This is a genomic window from Bradyrhizobium sp. S3.7.6 (assembly GCF_054061875.1).
Window position 1 is genome coordinate 4149525 of the sequence record NZ_JBSSEQ010000001.1, and the last position, 19322, is coordinate 4168846.

Annotated in this window: 20 protein-coding genes, 3 tRNA genes and 1 pseudogene; 14 read left to right on the forward strand and 10 right to left on the reverse strand. The window is 64.0% G+C overall.

Annotated elements, in window-relative coordinates; translation table 11 throughout:
- Positions 1-67 precede the first annotated feature (67 nt).
- Positions 68-697 carry a TerC family protein gene (locus ACVJ5M_RS19835; RefSeq protein WP_231142200.1) on the forward strand — a complete coding sequence of 210 codons (630 nt, stop codon included), beginning with the start codon at positions 68-70 and terminating at the stop codon, positions 695-697.
- Positions 698-941: 244 nt separating this feature from the next.
- Here ACVJ5M_RS19835 and ACVJ5M_RS19840 read toward each other — a convergent pair.
- Positions 942-1016 (reverse strand) — tRNA-Thr (locus ACVJ5M_RS19840).
- Positions 1017-1390: 374 nt separating this feature from the next.
- On the opposite strand from ACVJ5M_RS19840, the gene ACVJ5M_RS19845 reads away from it, so the two are divergent.
- Positions 1391-1777 carry a hypothetical protein gene (locus ACVJ5M_RS19845; RefSeq protein ID WP_231142199.1) on the forward strand — a complete coding sequence of 129 codons (387 nt, stop codon included), beginning with the start codon at positions 1391-1393 and terminating at the stop codon, positions 1775-1777.
- A 109-nt stretch (positions 1778-1886) separates the two neighbouring features.
- Here the strand turns inward: ACVJ5M_RS19845 and ACVJ5M_RS19850 are convergent, their stop codons facing one another.
- Both ACVJ5M_RS19850 and ACVJ5M_RS19855 read right to left on the reverse strand, forming a co-directional pair.
- Positions 1887-2027, reverse strand: coding sequence for a hypothetical protein (locus ACVJ5M_RS19850; RefSeq protein ID WP_231142198.1), 141 nt, complete (start codon positions 2025-2027; stop codon positions 1887-1889).
- 97 nt (positions 2028-2124) lie between these two features.
- Positions 2125-2598 (reverse strand): hypothetical protein, encoded by a 474-nt coding sequence (locus tag ACVJ5M_RS19855; protein ID WP_231142197.1) that lies wholly within the window; start codon positions 2596-2598, stop codon positions 2125-2127.
- Positions 2599-2904: 306 nt separating this feature from the next.
- Here ACVJ5M_RS19855 and ACVJ5M_RS19860 point away from each other — a divergent pair, with 306 nt between their 5' ends.
- Both ACVJ5M_RS19860 and ACVJ5M_RS19865 read left to right on the forward strand, forming a co-directional pair.
- Positions 2905-3390, forward strand: coding sequence for a hypothetical protein (locus tag ACVJ5M_RS19860; RefSeq protein WP_354100397.1), 486 nt, complete (start codon positions 2905-2907; stop codon positions 3388-3390).
- A gap of 56 nt (positions 3391-3446) precedes the next feature.
- Complete coding sequence (locus ACVJ5M_RS19865) at positions 3447-3983, forward strand: hypothetical protein (protein ID WP_231142195.1); 537 nt, start codon at positions 3447-3449, stop codon at positions 3981-3983.
- 123 nt (positions 3984-4106) lie between these two features.
- Here ACVJ5M_RS19865 and rlmB read toward each other — a convergent pair whose 3' ends face one another.
- Entirely contained in the window at positions 4107-4937 is an 831-nt protein-coding gene (gene rlmB / locus ACVJ5M_RS19870) for a 23S rRNA (guanosine(2251)-2'-O)-methyltransferase RlmB (RefSeq protein WP_028149880.1), read from the reverse strand.
- 206 nt (positions 4938-5143) lie between these two features.
- Here rlmB and ACVJ5M_RS19875 point away from each other — a divergent pair.
- Positions 5144-5229 (forward strand) — tRNA-Tyr (locus ACVJ5M_RS19875).
- 121 nt (positions 5230-5350) lie between these two features.
- On the opposite strand, the gene ACVJ5M_RS19880 is transcribed toward ACVJ5M_RS19875, so the two are convergent.
- Positions 5351-6382: an LLM class flavin-dependent oxidoreductase gene (locus ACVJ5M_RS19880; protein ID WP_231142194.1), complete on the reverse strand. Its 1032-nt coding sequence runs from the start codon at positions 6380-6382 to the stop codon at positions 5351-5353.
- A gap of 138 nt (positions 6383-6520) precedes the next feature.
- The gene (locus ACVJ5M_RS19885) at positions 6521-7444 is read right to left on the reverse strand and encodes a LysR family transcriptional regulator (protein ID WP_341850573.1); all 924 of its coding nucleotides are present in this window, start codon (positions 7442-7444) and stop codon (positions 6521-6523) included.
- A 114-nt stretch (positions 7445-7558) separates the two neighbouring features.
- Between ACVJ5M_RS19885 and ACVJ5M_RS19890 the strand changes: the two genes are divergently transcribed.
- From ACVJ5M_RS19890 to ACVJ5M_RS19900, 3 genes are read left to right on the forward strand one after another with little or no spacing between them, the layout of a single operon-like run.
- Positions 7559-8917 carry an MFS transporter gene (locus tag ACVJ5M_RS19890; protein ID WP_166092534.1) on the forward strand — a complete coding sequence of 453 codons (1359 nt, stop codon included), beginning with the start codon at positions 7559-7561 and terminating at the stop codon, positions 8915-8917.
- Entirely contained in the window at positions 8914-9417 is a 504-nt protein-coding gene (locus ACVJ5M_RS19895; protein WP_071912729.1) for a GAF domain-containing protein, read from the forward strand. The genes ACVJ5M_RS19890 and ACVJ5M_RS19895 overlap by 4 nt, the downstream gene beginning before the upstream one ends.
- Before the next feature lie 12 nt (positions 9418-9429).
- A complete protein-coding gene (locus ACVJ5M_RS19900) occupies positions 9430-10677 on the forward strand; it encodes a metal-dependent hydrolase family protein (protein WP_354078083.1) in 1248 nt (415 codons plus the stop codon).
- A gap of 62 nt (positions 10678-10739) precedes the next feature.
- On the opposite strand, the gene ACVJ5M_RS19905 is transcribed toward ACVJ5M_RS19900, so the two are convergent.
- The gene (locus ACVJ5M_RS19905; protein WP_231142191.1) at positions 10740-12797 is read right to left on the reverse strand and encodes an ATP-dependent helicase; all 2058 of its coding nucleotides are present in this window, start codon (positions 12795-12797) and stop codon (positions 10740-10742) included.
- A 128-nt stretch (positions 12798-12925) separates the two neighbouring features.
- Between ACVJ5M_RS19905 and ACVJ5M_RS19910 the strand changes: the two genes are divergently transcribed.
- Positions 12926-13516 carry a TMEM175 family protein gene (locus ACVJ5M_RS19910; protein WP_231142190.1) on the forward strand — a complete coding sequence of 197 codons (591 nt, stop codon included), beginning with the start codon at positions 12926-12928 and terminating at the stop codon, positions 13514-13516.
- Between the two features lie 9 nt (positions 13517-13525).
- On the opposite strand, the gene ACVJ5M_RS19915 is transcribed toward ACVJ5M_RS19910, so the two are convergent.
- Positions 13526-13906, reverse strand: coding sequence for a YciI family protein (locus tag ACVJ5M_RS19915; protein WP_231142189.1), 381 nt, complete (start codon positions 13904-13906; stop codon positions 13526-13528).
- A gap of 197 nt (positions 13907-14103) precedes the next feature.
- Here ACVJ5M_RS19915 and ACVJ5M_RS19920 point away from each other — a divergent pair, with 197 nt between their 5' ends.
- Together ACVJ5M_RS19920 and ACVJ5M_RS19925 are read left to right on the forward strand one after the other, a co-directional pair.
- Positions 14104-14283: a hypothetical protein gene (locus ACVJ5M_RS19920; RefSeq protein WP_028149875.1), complete on the forward strand. Its 180-nt coding sequence runs from the start codon at positions 14104-14106 to the stop codon at positions 14281-14283.
- 26 nt (positions 14284-14309) lie between these two features.
- Positions 14310-14548 (forward strand): annotated as a pseudogene (locus tag ACVJ5M_RS19925) (hypothetical protein).
- Here ACVJ5M_RS19925 and ACVJ5M_RS19930 read toward each other — a convergent pair.
- On the reverse strand, positions 14523-15236 hold the full coding sequence (locus ACVJ5M_RS19930) for a substrate-binding periplasmic protein (RefSeq protein ID WP_231142188.1): 714 nt from the start codon (positions 15234-15236) through the stop codon (positions 14523-14525). The pseudogene ACVJ5M_RS19925 and the gene ACVJ5M_RS19930 overlap by 26 nt on opposite strands.
- Positions 15237-15555: 319 nt before the next feature.
- Here ACVJ5M_RS19930 and ACVJ5M_RS19935 point away from each other — a divergent pair, with 319 nt between their 5' ends.
- The 3 genes from ACVJ5M_RS19935 (at position 15556) to ACVJ5M_RS19945 (ending at position 18791) form a co-directional block, all read left to right on the forward strand.
- Complete coding sequence (locus ACVJ5M_RS19935; protein WP_354100395.1) at positions 15556-17970, forward strand: ATP-binding protein; 2415 nt, start codon at positions 15556-15558, stop codon at positions 17968-17970.
- A 331-nt stretch (positions 17971-18301) separates the two neighbouring features.
- Positions 18302-18375, forward strand: a tRNA-Gly gene (locus ACVJ5M_RS19940).
- Between the two features lie 173 nt (positions 18376-18548).
- Positions 18549-18791, forward strand: a complete 243-nt coding sequence (locus ACVJ5M_RS19945) for a hypothetical protein (RefSeq protein ID WP_354098545.1) — start codon at positions 18549-18551, stop codon at positions 18789-18791.
- A gap of 246 nt (positions 18792-19037) precedes the next feature.
- Here the strand turns inward: ACVJ5M_RS19945 and ACVJ5M_RS19950 are convergent, their stop codons facing one another.
- Positions 19038-19214: a hypothetical protein gene (locus ACVJ5M_RS19950; protein WP_354098544.1), complete on the reverse strand. Its 177-nt coding sequence runs from the start codon at positions 19212-19214 to the stop codon at positions 19038-19040.
- Positions 19215-19322 lie beyond the last annotated feature (108 nt).

Below are 19322 nucleotides of genomic sequence, written 5' to 3' on the forward strand. Positions count from 1 at the left end.
AACCGATCCGATAGACGTATGCGATCTCGCTTGCAGCTGCCATTCCCCTGCGGCGGGGACATGACCCGTGCCTGATTATTACGATACAGATGTCCTTAGCGTTTTCTTGCAGATCGTTTTGATCGATCTGGTGCTCGCTGGCGATAACGCCATCGTCATCGGTCTTGCTTCAGCCGGACTTCCTGAGGCGCAACGAGGCAAGGCGATTTTGATCGGTATTGTTGCCGCGACGATACTGCGCGTCTTACTCGCCGGGTTGGCGACGCAAATCTTCCAGATCGTCGGCCTCTTGCTCGCTGGCGGGATCCTGTTGTTGTGGGTATGCTGGAAAATGTGGCGAGAGTTGCGCACATTCTCCACAGGGCCAACAGGTGCGATGGACGCCGCTGGAGCAATTGCAGGCAGCAAAGCTCACAAAACACTCGCTCAAGCGAGTTGGCAGATTGTCGTGGCCGACGTTTCCATGTCGCTCGACAACGTTCTGGCCGTGGCAGGGGCAGCACGCGAGCATCCGATGATCTTGATTTTCGGCCTGGGGCTTTCCATCGCGATGATGGGTGTGGCCGCTTCTTTCATTGCGCGCCTTCTGCAAACTTATCGATGGATTGCTTACGTCGGTCTAGCCGTCATCCTTTATGTGGCGGGTGATATGGTCTTTCGCGGGACGTTGGATGTCATCAGCGTTGCGTCGATATGAGATGCTGTTTCACCCTAGGTATCCTAAGTCGTCAGGCAGAATTCGAACGCGGTACGCATAGGCTGCAGATGGGGTGTGAAGCCCGCAGAAGAAAGGGCCGCCTTTGTGGGGCGGCCCTGTCCAAAGTCTATCGACGCCGGTCAAAAAAATTAGGTTAGAGCAAAGCCTGCCCCGGGAATGAAAACACTAAGGGTACAAGCGCCGCGCCCGGTTGAGGGACATCGAAATAAAACAAGCTAAGCGCTGGTGCCGGCTGAGGGGATTGAACCCCCGACCTTCGGTTTACAAAACCGCTGCTCTACCGCTGAGCTAAGCCGGCAAAACCAAATGATTATAAGCAGTTAACCAGAAGAAACTTGTCCGGTCGGCACGTTGGGGTGCACGGTCGGGCAGCGTTTGCGTCGATATAGCCGCAGTCGGGGTGTAGGTCTAGTCTGACTGGCTTGCGCTCTTGTCCGCACCGCCGCCTGGCAGAAAATGTGTAGAGCCGGAAATCGCTTTGTGAAACCAGACTGCCCCGTTTCAAGGACGTACGGGCGAAGGATGTCAGAACCAAAAGAGCGGATGATCGTCGGCGCAACCGTCAATCAATTCTTGGAAGACTAAAGCTGACAAAACGAATGGTGCTCCAAAGCTGTCAAAGCCTTGCGCGGTCTCAGAACCAAATACGTCCCTTTGGAGTGAGGACGAGACATGAAACGCTTTCTCGCCATCGCCGCTGCACTCGCAGCCGCCGACGCTCACGCGGCGCCTAACTGCGCGAATTACGCGACTATTGATGCCGTCTGTCGTGAGCAAAAAGACCCAAGCGACCCTTTGCTCGGCAAACTCAAGACTGCAGCAGGCGTGTTGCACGGTCGCAGCATTCGCATAGGTGCGCAGGCTGGCGTTTCCAAAGAAGCGATTGGAGCCTTGGCTACTATCGCCAACGACAAGATGACAAACGAGATGTCGCGCAAGTGCGACAACATCAAAGTGTTGCGTGATCAATTCGAGGGCACTTGCCGCCCGGTGATGGATCAAGCGTATAAAGATACGCTCATGATGATAGACGAGATCATGAAGGGAAAGGGTCGCTAAGATGATAGCGAACGCGCCGCGCTAAAGCACTAGCGACCTTTCTCCTCCATCGTCTGCGCCTGCGCATTGCAGGGCAGAGCGCGAATGGTGACGGAGGTGAGGGCAAACTTCATGGCTTCATACCCTCTTCGATCATGCGCAGCGTCTTGGGAGCGCCAGCGCACCACTTTGCCATCGCAGCCTTGTCGCCGTTCCACGACCCGATGACAGCGGTGCTGCCGATGGCGGCGGTGCCGGGTAGTCGTTTCATGTGTCACCTCATATCCGCGAAGTGAACTTTTCGGCATTCCATGCTTCCAGAGGTGCGTTTCGCCGCCTGAAACCATTCAACCCGATGGAAGAAGGCCTTACTGGCAGATGTGCTGGAGGCCGTCCGCTCCCTTGTACCAGGTCCCGGGCCGGCAAACGATGCCGTTGCGGGCCGCATAGGTATCCCAATTGCCGTACCAGCCCATTTCGCTACGGCCGCCGGCATATCCACCGGAAGTGTCATAGGCGTAGGAATTGTCCCAGCCGCGGAACGGCGCGGATGCAACGGCTGCCGCGGTATCGACGGCGGCGCCAGCAACTGCGCCTGCGGTGTCGACCGGCCAGAAGCCCGATCGAGTTCCGTCATTCGGATTCACTTGGTCGCGGGCCATGTGCCGGCGCCGATAGGCGCGATCGGTGGTGGGGTTGCCGGGGGTGAGATTCTGGCAATTGGGATCCTGGAAGAGCCCCGTGCAGCGGCCCGAATTGTCGACTGTGGTTTGCGCGAAGGCCGGTGTTGCCAGCGTGGACGCGACGATCGCGGCCAAGCCAAGACGCTTCAGGCTCGTCATGGCATTTGCTCCATGTTGTTGAGACCTGTGCTAAGCGCGCCATCCGGCAGTCGTTCCGCGGCTTCTCGCATGTGGGGTCACATCGACGTGAGCCCGCCGAGGATGTGCCGTTTGCGCCACACAACCTCGTGCGATCCGGCAGTGCGGCGGGTTTGTGTCCCGTTAACGCTTCGCTAGCGCAGCTTGCGGCATTTGAGCCGCTATCGACCCTTGCACGTTAGGCTTACCGGAAATTGGTGAGCGGGCCTTAACCCTCTCCGCGTGGCGATCGGATAGGTTGCGCGTCGGATAAACCGGGATCCTTCCATGCGCGCTCTCGCGCTCGCCGCCTTTCTGATCGGATTGCCCGCGACGGCGTTTGCCGGCGGCGGCTTCGATATCGTCGTTCCCGGCCGCCCGGGCGTGCCCATCATCATCGACAACATCGACGCGTCCTACAGCGTGGTCGAGGGTGTCTGGGGTCTCGGCAAGAACGTCCAGGTGCAGCCGACGATCTATGGCGGGCGCTACATCGCCGAGCGGCAGCCCGAGGACGTCGGCCATTATTATCCGACCATGGGCTTGCGGCCCGGCTACGGCCGGCTCGAGGTCGAGCCGCCCGCCAACCGCAAATTGCCCAGGCCCGCCGAGAGCTATCACAAGAGCTGGGGTGTGCAATCGGCGCCGCTGCCGCCGCAGATGGACGTGCCCGTCAATCCGCCGCCGGTGATCTTTGCGCCTGAGATCAACGACCGTCCGCGGCGTACTCGGCCGCGGCCGCATGCAGAGGCGCCCGGAAGGCCGCCAACTTAAGAAACGTCAAAAATTCAAGAAAAAATCCAAGATACGAAAATCAACAGGAGAGAGTAATGCGTCAGATGATTTCGGGACTGGTTGCGGCGGTTGCCGTGATGTTCGTCGCCACCGCGCCCGCCGCGGCTTGCGGCTTCAGCACGTGCGCACCGGTTGCGCCGGTCTATAGCGGCTGCAACACGGGTTGCGGTAGCTGGGGCTATGGCCCGGGTTATGGCGGATGGGGCTTTGAGCACCTCGCCGAGCCGGCCACGCAGTATTACTACGTCAACCAGGGGCCGACCTACACCGGACCGGGCGCATTCGCGCCGTACCCGACCTATCGTGAGGACGCGGTCGCCGCGCCCGCTAACTACGGCTACGGCCGTGGTTATGGCTACGGCAACGGCTATGGCTATCGTGCCGCCGCGGTCGAAGCCCCGGCCGCCTATCCCTATCAGCGCCCGTACTACCGTCCGTATCGCTACGGCTATGGCCCGCGCTACGGCTATCTGCCGCGCGTGCATTACGGCTACGGTCCCCGATACGGCTATGCCCGTCGCGCCGCGCCGTACTATTACGGCGGCCACCGCGTGCTGCGCCGCTATTACTGATCGTTTGATCGGTTGAATTGAGAAACGCCCGTCCGCGCGATGCGGATGGGCGTTTTGTTGTTTGGATTCTTAGTTGACGCGTTTTCTTTACGCGAACCGGTATCCACGTCGCTCGAAAACGCTCTACCGCTTCATCAGCCCGAGCCGGCTCGCGCCGACATAGAGCGAGAGCACGGCGGCGTTGGAGACGTTGAGGCTCTTGATCTCGCCGGGCATGTCGAGCCGCGCCACGACGCTGCATGTCTCGCGGGTCAGTTGCCGCAGGCCCTTGCCTTCGGCACCAAGCACCAGCGCGAGCGGCTCGCGCAGCGTGACGTTCGAGAGGTCCTCGCTGCCTTCGCTGTCCAGCCCAACGGTCTGGAAGCCGCGCTCGTTCAGCGCGGTGAGTGCGCGGGCGAGGTTCTGCACGGTCACCATTGGCACCAGCTCGAGAGCGCCGGAGGCGGCCTTGGCCAGCACGCCGGTTGCCTCGGGGCTGTGCCGTGCCGTGGTGACGATCGCCTTCACCGCGAATGCCGCTGCGGAGCGCAGGATGGCGCCGACATTGTGCGGATCGGTGATCTGGTCGAGCACCAGCACCATGCCTTCCTGCTCCAGGGTCTCGATGTCGGGCGAGGGCAGGGCGTCGGCCTCGGCGAGCAGGCCCTGGTGCACGGCGTCGGGCGACAGCAGGCGGTCGATCTCCTGGGGCCGGACGATCTCGGGGGTGACGCGGGTCGCGATGTTTTCGTCCGCAAGCCGCTTTGCGGCGTTCTCGGTCAGCGTCAGCTTGCGGATCTGCCGCTGAGGATTGGCCAGCGCCATGGTCACGGTGTGCCAGCCATAGAGGATGACCGGTCCGTCGGACTGCGAATCGCGGTCGCGCCAGGCCGGCCGGCCGGCTGATTTTCCGGGCCTGTTGAAGGGCTTAGCCCCGCCGCGGGGGCCCCTTGGGGTAAATTTTCGATCCTTCATGGGCTCGCTTGTGTCACGGGTCCCGGAATATGGCAATTTGGGTGGCTTCGGGGGCGATTTTAGCTGTTCGCCTCGGTTGACTTTGCCCCACCGCATCGCCCATAAACGCGCCCGGTCGCGCCCCCATCCGGGCTGTCGCGGCCTTCACGTTCCATGGCCGTTTTCGGTCGCCGGCAAGGTCCGGCCCGATTGTGCTGCCGTCGAGCGGGGGAGTGTCCCGAGTGGCAAAGGGAGCTGACTGTAAATCAGCCGCCTCATGGCTTCGCAGGTTCGAGTCCTGCCTCCCCCACCAGCCTTCGCTCGCTTCGCGAGCTACGGCTGGGCAAGCCAGACCAAATCACCGTCACGCGAAGCTAGCGAAGGCTGTCACGCCGTAGCCCGGAGGGCGTAGGCGGACCGGTCCAGAGCGTAAGTCACCCCATCATCTCCCGCACCATCGGCACCACTTTCCGCCCGTAAAGCTCGATGCTCTTCATCAGCCTCCCGTGCGGCAAAGGCCCCGCCGAATATTTCAGCTGGAAGCGCGAAATGCCAAGCGCCTTTGCGGTCTTGGCGATCTTGCGCGCGACGGTTTCCGGCGAGCCGACATAGAGCGAGCCGTGCTCGGCCTCATTGACGAACTCGTCGCGGCCCATCGGCGGCCAGCCGCGCTCCTTGCCGATCCGGTCGCGCATCGCCTTGTAGTCGGGCCACAGCTCTTCGCGCGCCTGTTCGTCCGTCTCGGCGACGTAACCGGGCGAGTGCACGCCGATCGGCTGCGCGGGGCGGCCGAACTCCTTGAAGGCGCGGTGATAGAGATCGACGTAAGGCGCAAAGCGCGCGGGATCGCCGCCGATGATCGCGAGCATCAGGGGCAGGTCGTAATGCGCGGCGCGCACCACCGATTGCGGGCTGCCGCCGACGCCGATCCAGGTCTTAAGCCGGCCGCTCTCGACCGGCGGATAGACCAGTTGATCTTTCAGCGGCGGACGCAGCTTGCCTTCCCAGGTCACCGGCTGCTGCGACAAGAGTGCCGTGAACAAATCGAGCTTCTCCTCGAACAGCGCCTCGTAAGCGCGCAGGTCGAAGCCGAACAGCGGAAAGGATTCGGTGAAGGAGCCGCGGCCGAGGATGACCTCGGCGCGGCCATTGGAGAGCGCATCGAGCGTGGCAAAGCGCTGGAATACGCGGATCGGATCGTCGGAGCTCAGCACCGTCACGGCCGAGCCGAGATGGATGCGCTTGGTGCGCGACGCGATCGCGGCCAGCACGGTCTCGGGCGAGGAGATCGCAAAGTCGGCGCGGTGGTGCTCGCCGAGGCCAATGAAGTCGATGCCGAGCTCGTCGGCCAGCACCGCCTCGTCGACGACGTTGCGGATCACCTGCGCATGCGCGAGCGTCTTGCCTGTGCCGTCCCTGGTGACGTCGCCAAAGGTATCCAGTCCGAATTCGAGCGGTGCGGTCATCGATCAGGTCTCTGTGGGGGGCGCGAGCGGCGCCCGCATGTGGGAAATTGTTTGCTGTGCAGCTAGGGCGCGGAGGCCGCTTCGACAATGCTGCTCCGGGAAAGGCATGGTTTCCAGTTTTTCACCGCGCCGGCGGGATCAATCGGACCTGGCGAACATCTCGACCAGGGTCTCGCGCAGCCAGCGCTGCGCCGGCACGGTGTCGTTGCGCTGGTGCCAGAACAGGCTGACGATGCGCGGTGGCGCCTTGAGCGGAATCGGCATGGCGTGCAGGAACGGCGCGTGCCGGGATTGCGAGCGCAGATCGCTCGGCAGCACGGCGATCAGGTCGGACTGGCGCACGACCTCGTAGGCGGCGCTGTAATGATTGACGGTCGCGACTAGGTTGCGCGACAGCCCGCGCGAGGCGAGGAAGAGATCGTAGGACGGCAAGGTCTTGCCGGCGAGGCTCACGTCCACGTGCCCCGCATTGAGGAAGCTGCGCGTGCTCAGCCGCTTCATCGCGGCGAGCGGATGGCCGCGCCGCATGAAGCAGGCGTAGTCGACGGTCCACAGCGACCGCGAGCGAATGGCGGCCGGCTGTTGCGCCTCGTTGACGTAGACGCTCAGCACGCAATCGACCCTGTTGTCCTCGAGCTGATCGGCGATCTCCAAAATGGTGTTGGGGACGGTGTGGACGCGCGCCTTGGGCGCGACCTTGCCGAGATGACCGAGGAGGTTCGGCATCACCAGCGAGGCGACGTAGTCCGACATCGACAGGCTGAACTCGGTCTGCGCGCGGGCGGGATCGAATACCTGCTCGTCGAGCGCGCCACGGACGCTTTCCAGCGCCTCGCCGATCGGCTCCCACAGCACCACGGCGCGCTGGGTCGGACGAATCCCGGTGCCTGATCGGACGAACAGGGGGTCGCCGAGCGCGCCGCGCAGTCGTGCGAGTGCGTTGCTGACCGCGGGCTGCGTCATCGTCAGCGCGCTCGCCGCGCGGGTGACACTGCCTTCGGTCATCAGCGCCTCGAAGACTTTCAGGAGGTTGAGGTCGAGCGCGCGGAACGACACAGATATTCACCATGGTGATATATTAGATCATGATTATAAATTATGACGATAATGTCACTTTGTCTATGGTTCCCCAAGGGACACGCGGAGCGCCGGGCCGCCAAGACTGAGGGGACTTTCATGTCGATGATCTCGGCGCGCGTCGAGCGCCTTCCATTCGCGCGTTTCCACACGCATCTGCTGTTGATGGGCGGGCTCGGCTACGCATTCGACGCGATGGACGCTGCCGTGCTGGCCTTCATCCTGCCGGTGCTGCGCACGGCGTGGAATCTGTCGAGCGTCCAGATCGGCGTGCTCGGCAGCAGCACCTATATCGGCTTCCTGTTCGGCGCGTTGTTCGCCGGTACGCTCGGTGACCTGATCGGGCGCCGCGCGGTGATGATGTCGGCGCTGGCGCTTTACTGCGCAGCATCGATCGTGAGCGCGATGGTCGATACCTGGCCGTCCTTCTTTGCCGCCCGCGTTGTCGCCGGCATGGGGACCGGCGCGGAGAGCGCGATCATCGCGCCCTATCTCGCGGAGTTCGTCGCGCGGCGCTATCGCGGCAGCTTTACCGGCGCACTCGCCGGCTTCTTCTCCTTCGGCTTCGTCGCCGCAGCCTTGCTCGGCTACTTCATCGTTCCCGCCTACGAGAACGGCTGGCGCATCGTGCTGGTGATCACAGCGGTGCCGGTCGTCATGCTGCTGTGGTGGCGCCGGGCGCTGCCGGAATCGCCACGCTGGCTCGAAAGCCGGGGGCGGGAGAAGGAAGCCGAAGCCGTCCTCGACAGGATCGAGGCAGGCTTTGCGCGCGCGGGCCATGTCCTGCCGCAGCCGGTCGTCGAAGCGACGGCGCCGGCCGGAGCTACCGGAACGCTGCTCGCCAATTTCGCGGCGCTGCTCGCCGGCCGCCAGGCGCGCATCACCATCATGACGTGGATCATGTGGCTGGCGATCACCTTCAGCTATTATTCCTTCTTCGTCTGGATCCCCGGCCTGCTGGTCCAGAACGGGATGAGCATTACCAAGAGCTTCGCCTATTCGATCGCGATCTATTGCGCGCAGATCCCCGGTTATTTCAGCGCCGCGTATTTCAACGAGCGCATCGGGCGGCAGGCGACGATCGCGACCTACATGGTGCTCGGCGGTGCCAGCGCGCTCGGGCTCGCCTTCGCGCAAAGCGACCAGCAGATCATGGCGGCGGGGATCTTCCTGTCCCTGTTCATGAACGGCACCTATGCGGGCGTCTATGCCTATACCGCCGAAGTATTCCCGACGCCGGTCAGGACCACGGGCGCCGGGCTCGCCTCCGCAATCGGTCGCATCGGCGCGATCGTCTCGCCGATCCTGGTCGGCTATCTCTATCCGAATTTCGGCTTCGCCGGCGTATTCGGGGTCACCACCACTGTGCTGCTGCTCGGGGCAGTCACCGTCGTGCTGATGGGCGTGCCGACGCGCGGCCGCTCGCTGGAAGAGATCGCGGCGGGTGAAGTTGCATGACGCGGACGAAAGTTACCGCTGATCCCTGGCTCTGCGCCGTCGCGGCGGCGCAGAGCAGGGCGGATCAGCCGGATGCACTGTTCGCGGCACTCGACGAAGCCGTGAAGTCGGCGATCGGGCACAAGCTGTTCACGATCCTGACCTACGACGGCGACAGCGGCGAAGCCGCGCGGGTCTATTCCAATCTTCCCGGTCCGTATCCGACCGGCGGACGCAAGCGCCTCGCGCCGGGCCCGTGGACCGAGGCCGTGCTCGACCGCGGCGAGGCCTATATCGGCCGAACGCGGGACGATCTGCGCAAGGTGTTCTCCGACCACGAGCTGATCGCCTCGCTCGGCTGCGCGAGCGTGCTCAACATGCCCGTGCGCTGGCGCGGCCGTACGCTCGGCTCGCTCAATCTGCTTCACGAGGCGGGCTGGTATGGCGAGGACGATATCGCCGCGTGCCTTCCCTTTGCCCAGCTCACCTTGCCGGCGCTGCTTGCGCCGGCCGACTTCTGACAGGATTCCGCGATGTCCAGCATCCTCTTCAAGAACGCCGCGCTGCTTGATCCGCTCCAGGCGGAATTGCTGGCAGGCCATGATGTGCTGGTCGAAGACAGCCTGATCAAGGAGGTCTCGGACCGGCCGATCCAGGCCACCGCCGATCGCACCATCGATCTCAAGGGCAGGACGCTGATGCCCGGCCTGATCGACCTGCATGTGCACGCCATCGCCGTTGAGCTTAACCTGGCGCAGCAGGTGCACATGCCGAACGTGCTGGTGACGCTGCGCTCGACGCTGCTGCTGCGCGGCATGCTGCGGCGTGGCTTTACCACCGTCCGCGACGCCGGCGGCGCCGGCCATGCGCTGAAGCAGGCGATCGAGACCGGCCTGACCGACGGGCCGCGGCTGTTCGTCTCCGGCCGTGCGCTCAGCCAGACCGGCGGCCACGGTGATATGCGGGCGCGCTCGGATTACCTCGCGAGCGACGCCCCGTGTCCCTGCTGCGTGCGTGTCGGGGCGCTGGCGCGCGTTGCCGACGGCGTCGATGGCGTGCGCAGGGCGGCACGCGAGGAGCTCCAGATGGGCGCCGACCAGATCAAGATCATGGCGTCCGGCGGCGTCGCTTCACCGACCGATCCGGTCGGCGCCTTCGGCTACTCCGAGGACGAGATCCGCGCCATCGTCGAGGAGGCGCGCGGGCGCCAGACCTACGTGCTCGCCCACGCCTACACCGCTGCCGCCATCGAACGCGCGGTCCGCTGCGGCGTGCGCACCATCGAGCATGGCAATCTGGTCGATGCTCCGACCGCGCGCCTGATGGCCGAAAAGGGTGCCTATGTGGTGCCGACCCTCGTCACCTACGAGGCGCTGGCCAACGAGGGCGCCCAATACGGCTTGCCGCCGGAGAGCGTGGCCAAGATCGCCGATGTCCGCGACGCCGGTCTGCGTTCGCTCGCGATCTATCGCGACGCCGGGGTAAAGATGGGATTTGGCAGCGATCTGCTTGGAGCTTCTCAACGCCTCCAGAGCGACGAATTCCGCATTCGCGCCGAAATTCTGGGAGCGCGCTCCGTCATCGCCAGCGCGACTTTGATCGGCGCCGAAGTGCTCGGCATGGAGGGCAAGCTCGGCCGGATCGCGCCCGACGCTATTGCGGACCTGCTCGTGGTCGACGGCAACCCGCTGCGCGATGTGGCCGGCCTGCTCGGCCAGGGCGAGCATATCCCGATGGTGATGAAGGCAGGCAAGGTCCAGTTCGACCGGCTGAACGCCTAAAGCGTTTTGGAGCGAAGAGGATACCGGTTCGCGTTGGGAAAACACGTCTAAACAAGCCTGCGCTACCGCCACATCCCCCGCATCCGCGCGCCGATATCGATCTTCGGGCCCTGCGCCGCCGCGCGGGCCGCAGCCGAAGCCGCCTTCGGCCAGGCGGTGCGTTCGAACAGATAGACGAGGGATTCCGGGACGAAGCGGGTGCGCGAGGCGTAGACGTGGCGGTCGCCCTTGGCTTGCTGGCCGTGGGTGAAGAAGCGCTGCGGCACGACGAGATGCAGATCGTCCTTGGCGCGCGTCATCGCGACATAGAGCAGGCGGCGCTCCTCCTCGAGCTCGGCCGAGGTACCGGCGCCGAGATCCGACGGCATGCAGCCGTCGACGACGTTGAGCACGAACACCGACTTCCATTCCTGGCCCTTGGCCGAATGGATGGTGGAGAGGATCAGATAGTCCTCGTCGCGGAGCGGAGGACCGGATTTATCGCTGGTCGCATCCGGCGGGTCGAGCGTGAGCTCGGTCAGGAATTTTTCGCGCGAGGCATAGCCGCTCGCGATCTGCTCGAGCTGCATGAGATCGGCGCGGCGCGTCTCGGAATCCTCGTGGATGCGATCGAGATGCGGCTCATACCAGAGCCGCACGCGCTCGAGATCGGCGGGCCATTCCGAGTAACGCAGATTTCCGACCGTGCGGACGAAGTCGGTCCACTCGTCGCCGGTGCGTGGCGGCACCGCAAGCTGGCCGAGCGCGGCAAGCGGGTCGGTGCTCTCCGCCATCTGGTCGAGCACGCGCTGCGCGGTGGCGGGGCCGACGCCGGGCAACAGGTGCAGGATGCGGAAACCGGCGACGCGGTCGCGCGGATTTTCGGCAAAGCGCAGCAGCGCCAGCACGTCCTTGACATGCACGGCATCGAGAAATTTCAGTCCGCCGAACTTGACGAAGGGAATGTTGCGGCGGGTCAGCTCGATCTCCAGCGGACCGGAATGCGAGGACGTCCGGAACAGCACCGCCTGGTGCTTGAGCAGCGCGCCTTGCTCGCGGTTGGCCAGCACCTCCTCGACGATGTAGCGCGCCTGGTCGGCCTCGTCGTGGACGGTGACGAGCTGTGGCTTCTGCGACGAGGTGCGGTCGGTCCACAGGTTCTTGGTGAAGCGCTCGCGCGCTAGCCCGATGACGCCGTTGGCCGCCGCCAGCACGGGTTGCGTCGAGCGGTAGTTGCGGTCGAGCGTGATCATCTCGGCGCGGGGGGAGAAGCTTTGCGGAAAATCCAGGATGTTGCGGACAGTGGCGGCGCGGAACGAATAGATCGACTGCGCGTCGTCGCCGACCACGGTCAGCCCGCGTCCATCCGGCTTCAGCGCCAGCAGGATCGAGGATTGCAGGCGGTTGGTGTCCTGATATTCGTCGACCAGCACGTGATCGAAGCGGCCGCCGATCTCTTCGGCGATCAGCGCATCGCTCATCATCTGCGACCAGTAGAGCAGGAGGTCGTCGTAATCCAGCACGTGCTGGGTCTGCTTGGCCTCGACATAGGCCGCGAACAGGCCCTTCAGCTCGGCGGCCCAGCCCGCGCACCAAGGATAGTGCTGGCCGAGCACTTTTTCGATCTCCATCTCGGCATTGACGCAGCGCGAGTAGATCGACAGACACGTGCCCTTGGCCGGAAAGCGGCTCTCGGTCTTCGACAGGCCGCGCTCGTGCCGAACCAGATTCATCAGGTCGGCGGAATCCTCGCGGTCGTGGATGGTGAAGGCTGGATCGACGCCTATCCGCTCGGCATATTCGCGCAGGAGCCGCGCGCCGATGCCGTGGAACGTGCCGGCCCAGGTGAGGGCATCGCGCATGATTGCGGCGTTGTTCTCGCCCAGTACCTTTCGTGCGATGCGTTCGACCCGGCCGGCCATCTCGGCCGCGGCGCGGCGGGAGAACGTCATCAGGAGGATGCGTCGTGGATCGGCGCCCGCGACGATCAGGTGCGCGACGCGATGGGCGAGCGTATTGGTCTTGCCGGAGCCCGCGCCGGCGATGACGAGCAGGGGCGCGCCCACGGTCGCGCCGTCGGCGACGCCATGCTCCACCGCGCGGCGCTGCTCCGCATTGAGCGTGTCCAGATATGTCGCCACGAATCGCCCCGGTGAAAGGGTGAGAGTCGGCGATCCCGGCATGAATCGCAATGCGGCTGGACGGAACCAATGTTAAGATCTAGGGACAAGACGGCCCGAAGTTCCAGCCCGAGAACCGCGCAACCGGCATGACCGAGCTCAAGCCCGACCAGTTCGAGATGCGGCGGCTGGAGTCGCTCAGCAACACCATCTTTGGTGTCGCCATGACGCTACTCGCCTACGACCTGCCCAAGGCCGCGGTGTTCACCAGTGCCCCGAGCTGGAGCGATCTCGCCCATGTCTATTCCGGCAAGCTCGCCGGTCTCGCGCTCAGCTTCATCATCGCTGGCGTGTTCTGGATCAGCCACCACCGCCGGCTCGCACGCCAGCCCGTGGGCGGCCGCGGCATGGTGATCCTCAACCTGTTCTTCCTGCTGTCGATCGTGCTGCTGCCGGTGACCAACGGCCTCTACACCAATTACAGCATGAGCAGCGCGGTGGCCGTGCTCTACGGCCTGCATCTGACCGCGATCGCCGGCCTCAATGCCTGGCTGTGGTGGACGATTTTGGGCGGCTGGCGCCACGAGATCATGGCCTCGATGTTTCCGCTGCTGGTGTTCATTCCGGGCACGATCGTTGCGGCCTTCGCGCCGCACGTCGCGCCCTACGTGTGGTTCATCGCCTTTGGCGGGCTGCTGATCCAGCGCTTCTACGTCGGGCGGGCCGAACCAGAGGCTTGAGGCGGCGGCTCATCCCTTTGTCGCGCCGAACCCGTCGGCCGGCACGTAAAGCATGACCGGGCGGATTTCGTAGACCGCTGACGGGTTGACCTCGCGCAGCTTCCGCGCCGCCGCGATCGCTTCCTCATCGGTATCGTAGTCGACAAGGTGGAAGCCGAGAAGCTGCTCCTTGGTCTCGGCAAACGGGCCGTCCAGCACCATGCCCGCGCCGGGGCCGCGCAAGGTGTGCGCCTTTCGGGTCTCATCCAGACGGGCGGCCGGCCCAAGGTGTCCGCTTGCCCTCAAGGGCGCCTGAACCTCGATCACTTTGGCCACGACCGCGGCGTCCTGCTCTGCCGTCCAGCACAAAATCTCGTCTTCCACGTGGTAGGCCAGGATGGCGTAAAGCATCGTCACCTCGTTTGTTTTTCAAGCTCGCAGTCGGAAGGATGTATGAGCGCCGCCGATACCGACAATCCCGGAGACTAACATATTGCGTCGCGGAAGTTGCGACGAAACCGTCCTGAAACCCGATTGCCGCCCTCGGAGGTGAACGCTGCCCAAAGCCGAGGCGACTGATTGCCACCAAGAACACTTCGGAGGCGGCCATGTCGACCATAAAGATCATCTGCGACGCGCGTCGGGCGGGAAAATCGGAAGCCGCGGATCTGCACGACCAGTCCGGCCACCACCGCTATTACGGCAGCTCGGCCGAGAACGGCGGCGAGCGGATCGTCGAAAGCCGCCGCGGAAAACGCCCGCGCGCGCTCAATGTGTGTGGCTTCTGACGCCTTCGGCGATACTGTCTTTCAACATGGACGTCCTGCAAATATCGATCGCGCCGATGCCGTTCCTGCTTGCGCTGATGAGCCGGACGGGGAAGGCAATCGCGCCGTGCCTGCTGATGAGCTCATCACCGTGCTGCTCGGCGACGAGCCTCATCGGGCGGTCATGGCCTGGTGCGTCGGCGTGCTGATTGCCGCCGTTGCCCTGCGTGAGCGGCTTCGCGCGAGCTCAGCCAGCGCTGTCACGGCGCGCTCAGGACCTGTTTGACCAGCGCCTCGCGCAGCGTTGCCAGCTCGCCGCTCGCTTCCATCTGCGCGATCACCTTGCCGACCTTCGGCACCAGATCGCGATGGCGTTCGTGCAAATAATGGTAGATGTGGATGCGCTCCAGCGGTGGCGAGAGCGGGACAATCCTGGCCTGCAGATTGAGTTTCCTCACCGCGACGCGCCCGCTGAAGAGATCGGTGACCATCACCTCGAAACGGTCGGCGTCGAGCATCCTGATCATGTTCTCGAGGCTGGTGGTCGCGGTGACGCGGGCCATGCCGCGTGTCCCGGCCTCTGAGGAGCCGACGCCGCGGACGATTCCGATGCTGTACTCCCTGATCGAATTCCAGCCGGCAACGTCGAAACGGAGTTTCGTCGTGAAGACCGCCGGCTCGATGTAGTTGATCGCCGGCGTGACCTGAATCAGCGTCGGGTAGTCGCTGGAGAGCGTTCCGATCCGCTGGATCTCGCCATCGACCGCGCCGGCGCTCGACAGCGCCAGCGCGCGCTTGCCGGGGACGTCCTCGAACTCCAGCTTGATATTCAGCTTGGCGTAGACGGCCCGCAGCATCTCGCCGCCGACATATTGATCGGGGATGTCGGCGATCCGCGCGAGCCGGATCAGCTCCTGCGCGTGCGACGGACCGGCGGCGAGCAATGACAGGCAGGCGACGATGATCCGCCACATGACGCGTCTCCTTTACCCTGCATGGCTACCATTGGATTCGGATGGCCGCGATCCACCTGGGGTGGCACCCGTGTGGCGGCCGCACCGCTCGCCCGTCTTGCAGACGACTGCGGACTTTAACCAATGTCATTCCAGCACGCGAAGTGATAGTTTGCGCGAGAATCCTGCTGCTGGGCGCAAGATCAGACCCCGCCAAGCCGCCGATGGGCCGGCAGGATCGCCACGCAGGTCGCGTGATGAAAGAATTTCAACTGTCGAATTGCTCGCGGCTGCGACCCGCCGTCCGGAGCAGGGTGCCGCCATTCCGGGGACGTGGTGCATGGGCAACGCAGGCGACGAGGACTCCAAGCGCAGCAGTCGCGCCGGTCCCCCGGCGGCCGCGAAGCAGGATTTGAGCGGGATCGGCGCTGCATTTGCGCCAGGGATGATCGGAGCGCTGTTGTCGCGGATCTTCAACTGGTCGCGCAGCGGCGTGGGGCCGCGCCTGCTGGCCGCCGTGCTGCTGTTCTCCTCGATCGTCACGCTGATGCTGACCGCGCTTCAGCTCTATCTCGACTACGACCGCGAGGTCGGTGTCATCGAGACGCGGCTCGACGAGATCGGCCGCAGCACGACCGGCAGCCTCGGCGAGAGCCTGTGGAATCTCGACCAGAACCAGCTCAAGCTCCAGCTCGACGGCATCATGCGGCTGCCCGACATTCGCGCCGCCGAGGTGCGCGAGGTCGCCGATCGCCCCAATCCGATCCGTGTCGCGGTCGGCGAGCCGAGCACCCGCTCAGCCGTGACACGCGACTATCCGCTGAACTACAGCGTCCAGGGGACGTCACGCCCGATCGGCGTGCTCCATGTCGAGGCGACGCTGGCCGAGGTCTATCAGCAATTGCTGAACCGGGCCCTGGTCATCCTGGCAAGCCAGGCCGCGAAGACCTTTGTCGTCTCGCTGTTCATCATCTACATGTTCCATCTGCTGGTGACGCGGCATCTGGCCGCCATCGCCGAGTTCGTCGGCCAATACAGCCTGTCGCGGCCGCCGCCGCCTTTGCACCTCGAGCGCCGGCCGCCCCGCGATCCCGACGAGCTGGACAAGGTGATCGACGCCTTCAACGCGATGTGCGCGAACCTCGGGCGCGCCTATGGCGAGCTGCGCGAGGCCAACGCAAATCTCGAGCGCGACCTGAATATCCGCCGGCGCGCCGAAGAGGACGCGCGTGCCAGTGAAGAGCGTTTCCGCGACTATGCCGAGACCGCGTCCGACTGGTTCTGGGAGACCGGACCGGATCATCGCTTCACCTACGTATCCGACCGGGCCGGCGCCTTCGGCATGGACAACAAGGCGCTGGTCGGCAAGCACCGCGTCGATGCCGCCTCCGACCGCGAGGCCGAGCCTGAGAAATGGCGCGCGCACGTGGCGACGCTGGACCGCCATGAGCCATTCCGGAAGTTCGAATATCGCGGGCGCGACGTGGCCGGCCGTATGCATCATTTCAACGTCAACGGCCAGCCGATCTTCGCCGCGGACGGACGCTTCATGGGCTATCGCGGGTCGGCCACCGACCTCACCGCGCAGCACGAGGCCGAGGAGCGGCTGCGCCAATCCCAGAAGATGGACGCGATCGGTCAGCTCACCGGCGGCGTCGCTCACGACTTCAACAACGTGCTCACGGTCATCACCGGCACCATCGAGATCATCCAGGAAGGGCTTGCCGACAAGCCCGAGTTCGCCGCGATCGCACAGCTGATCGACGATGCGGCGGCGCGCGGCGCCGAGATCACATCGCAATTGCTGACCTTCGCGCGCCGCCAGCCGCTGGAGCCCCGTGACATCGACGTCAACGCACTCGTGGTCGAAACGGCGAAGCTGCTCAAGCCGATCCTCGGCGAGCATATCGAGCTCGTGACCCGGCTCGCGGAGGACGCCTGGTCCGCGATGGCAGATCCGTCGCAGCTCTCGTCGGCGATCGTCAATCTCGCCGTCAATGCGCGTGACGCGATGCCGGCCGGCGGCCGGCTCACGCTCGAGACCGCGAACCGCGAGCTCGACGGCACCAGCGGTGCCGGCGACGGCGATGTCATGCGCGGCGCCTTCGTGATGATCGCGGTGGCCGACACCGGTCATGGCATCCCGGCCGATATTCGCGAGCGCGTGTTCGAGCCGTTCTTCACCACCAAGGGCGTCGGCCGCGGCACCGGACTTGGGCTGAGCATGGTCTACGGCTTTGCCCGCCAGACCGGCGGGACCGTCGTCATCGAGAGCGAGGAGGGGCGCGGCACGGTGATGCGGCTGTTCCTGCCGCGGTCGAAGGGCGAGGCGCCGGCCAGGACGACGCCGGTTCAGCCGCCCGCGGCGGCACGCGGGCACGAGACGATCCTCGTGGTCGAGGACGATCCGCTGGTGCAGGGCTATGTCATCGCCCAGCTCGGCACCCTCGGCTATCGCACGCTCGCCGCCAGCGACGGCGCAGCCGCGCTTGCGCTGGTCGACCAGGGCGTCAAATTCGATCTCCTGTTCACGGACATCATCATGCCCGGCGGCATGAACGGACGGGAATTGGCCGAAGCCGTCCGGCGTCGACGGCCGGGGACGAGCGTGCTCTACACCTCCGGCTACACCGACGACACCATCGTCCACGAAGGACACCTCGATCCCGGCCTGGCGCTGCTCAGGAAGCCGTACCGGAAATCGGAGCTGTCGCAGAAGATCCGCGAGGTGCTTGCAGGCGAGCCGCCGGCCTGAGCGGAGCCATCCACGCAGGCGCCCACCCACGAAAAAGGCGCGGCGGGGAGGCCCCGTCGCGCCCGATTTCTTGCTCGCTGGTCCAGGGCTGAGAGCGCCCCGATGCCAGGCCTTTCGTCAAAGCCTAGCGGGCGATCCCAGCGAGGTGACAGCGCTTGAGATAAGACACTGGATCACCTCCTTTCGTTGGTTTCGGGACTCTGAATATAGGCCGAAATCCCGCCGCCGTTAAGGGGCGCCCCGGGGGCGGGAACTGGCCTGTCCGCAAGGCGGGAAAGTCCGGTCCGGAGCAGTTGAGACTGCCGCCCGGTCGTGTTAGGGAGCCAGTGATGCGGGTGTAGCTCAATGGTAGAGCAGCAGCCTTCCAAGCTGAATACGAGGGTTCGATTCCCTTCACCCGCTCCAATGTTTTCAATTGGTTAGCGGCGGTTTTCGTCGTGCGCAATTTATTTTGGTGGCAACTTCGGTGGTAAGTTGCCTCGCGCTTTGTGTTGCAGGCACTTCTCAAATCAAGTGAATTGTTCTTGTTTTCCACGACTCACTCTATCCTTGATTGCGGGGGGGGGGAGGGTGGACGCATGAAACAGGAAGACTACGCGACATATTCGAAAATGAGCGACGCCGATTTGCTGGACTTCGTTACTGAAACTCAAGGATCGCAGCGCGGCCACTTAGCGCGGCACATCCTCGCATCGCGTCAGCACGACACAATGAAAAAGGCGACGATCTATGCTGCAATCGCCGCCGGTCTGTCTGCTCTTGGTACGGTTATTCAGGCCGCCATGGCGGTGATGGCGTACGTGTATCCACCGCCGCACTAGCGTCTAGCTCGGCGATATATGCCAGGTCGGAAAGATCAACTGAATTTGTCGACATGCCTTGATCGCGAATTAAACGCAGGCATTCTTCGCTGCCACTTTTTAGCATAAGACGATCATGCGAACCAACTGGCGATCCGTCGCCCCAAGTTGGCGATTCGCTATTAAGCCATTGCACACGCAATTGATGGTGCGCCTCGTCGTAGTGGCGCTGGCGCTGTTGAAGCGCCTTTGCTTCGGCGGCTCCCATTACGCAACAGCTTTCGATGCCCATTTTTGAGCGCCAGCCAGGGTTTTATGTTTGGCGCAGATCAGGGTGGCGGTATCGCCTTTGTTCACATACAGGCGGCTTTCAAACAGGCCAGCTGAATTCATGTTGCAGGTACGAACTACGCGGCTGCCGTTTTGTGCGATTACTTTATTCATGATCTGCTCCGGTTGGTTTGGCTTCGCTGTTTGCGCTGCCCATGAATAGAACTATACCTGAATTCTATTTACAGTTGTAAATAATTTGCAGCGCACGTAGCGCGAAAA

Bases quoted from the DNA above. Each gene is read 5' to 3' on its own strand.
- ACVJ5M_RS19860 (WP_354100397.1), top strand. From the start codon at position 2,905: ATGCGCGCTCTCGCGCTCGCCGCCTTTCTGATCGGATTGCCCGCGACG.
- ACVJ5M_RS19945 (WP_354098545.1), top strand. From the start codon at position 18,549: ATGAAACAGGAAGACTACGCGACATATTCGAAAATGAGCGACGCCGAT.
- ACVJ5M_RS19880 (WP_231142194.1), bottom strand. From the start codon at position 6,382: ATGACCGCACCGCTCGAATTCGGACTGGATACCTTTGGCGACGTCACC.
- ACVJ5M_RS19845 (WP_231142199.1), top strand. From the start codon at position 1,391: ATGAAACGCTTTCTCGCCATCGCCGCTGCACTCGCAGCCGCCGACGCT.
- ACVJ5M_RS19900 (WP_354078083.1), top strand. From the start codon at position 9,430: ATGTCCAGCATCCTCTTCAAGAACGCCGCGCTGCTTGATCCGCTCCAG.
- ACVJ5M_RS19850 (WP_231142198.1), bottom strand. From the start codon at position 2,027: ATGAAACGACTACCCGGCACCGCCGCCATCGGCAGCACCGCTGTCATC.
- ACVJ5M_RS19950 (WP_354098544.1), bottom strand. From the start codon at position 19,214: ATGAATAAAGTAATCGCACAAAACGGCAGCCGCGTAGTTCGTACCTGC.
- ACVJ5M_RS19910 (WP_231142190.1), top strand. From the start codon at position 12,926: ATGACCGAGCTCAAGCCCGACCAGTTCGAGATGCGGCGGCTGGAGTCG.
- ACVJ5M_RS19920 (WP_028149875.1), top strand. From the start codon at position 14,104: ATGTCGACCATAAAGATCATCTGCGACGCGCGTCGGGCGGGAAAATCG.
- ACVJ5M_RS19865 (WP_231142195.1), top strand. From the start codon at position 3,447: ATGCGTCAGATGATTTCGGGACTGGTTGCGGCGGTTGCCGTGATGTTC.
- ACVJ5M_RS19915 (WP_231142189.1), bottom strand. From the start codon at position 13,906: ATGCTTTACGCCATCCTGGCCTACCACGTGGAAGACGAGATTTTGTGC.
- ACVJ5M_RS19935 (WP_354100395.1), top strand. From the start codon at position 15,556: ATGGGCAACGCAGGCGACGAGGACTCCAAGCGCAGCAGTCGCGCCGGT.
- ACVJ5M_RS19855 (WP_231142197.1), bottom strand. From the start codon at position 2,598: ATGACGAGCCTGAAGCGTCTTGGCTTGGCCGCGATCGTCGCGTCCACG.
- ACVJ5M_RS19895 (WP_071912729.1), top strand. From the start codon at position 8,914: ATGACGCGGACGAAAGTTACCGCTGATCCCTGGCTCTGCGCCGTCGCG.
- ACVJ5M_RS19930 (WP_231142188.1), bottom strand. From the start codon at position 15,236: ATGTGGCGGATCATCGTCGCCTGCCTGTCATTGCTCGCCGCCGGTCCG.
- ACVJ5M_RS19890 (WP_166092534.1), top strand. From the start codon at position 7,559: ATGTCGATGATCTCGGCGCGCGTCGAGCGCCTTCCATTCGCGCGTTTC.
- rlmB (WP_028149880.1), bottom strand. From the start codon at position 4,937: ATGAAGGATCGAAAATTTACCCCAAGGGGCCCCCGCGGCGGGGCTAAG.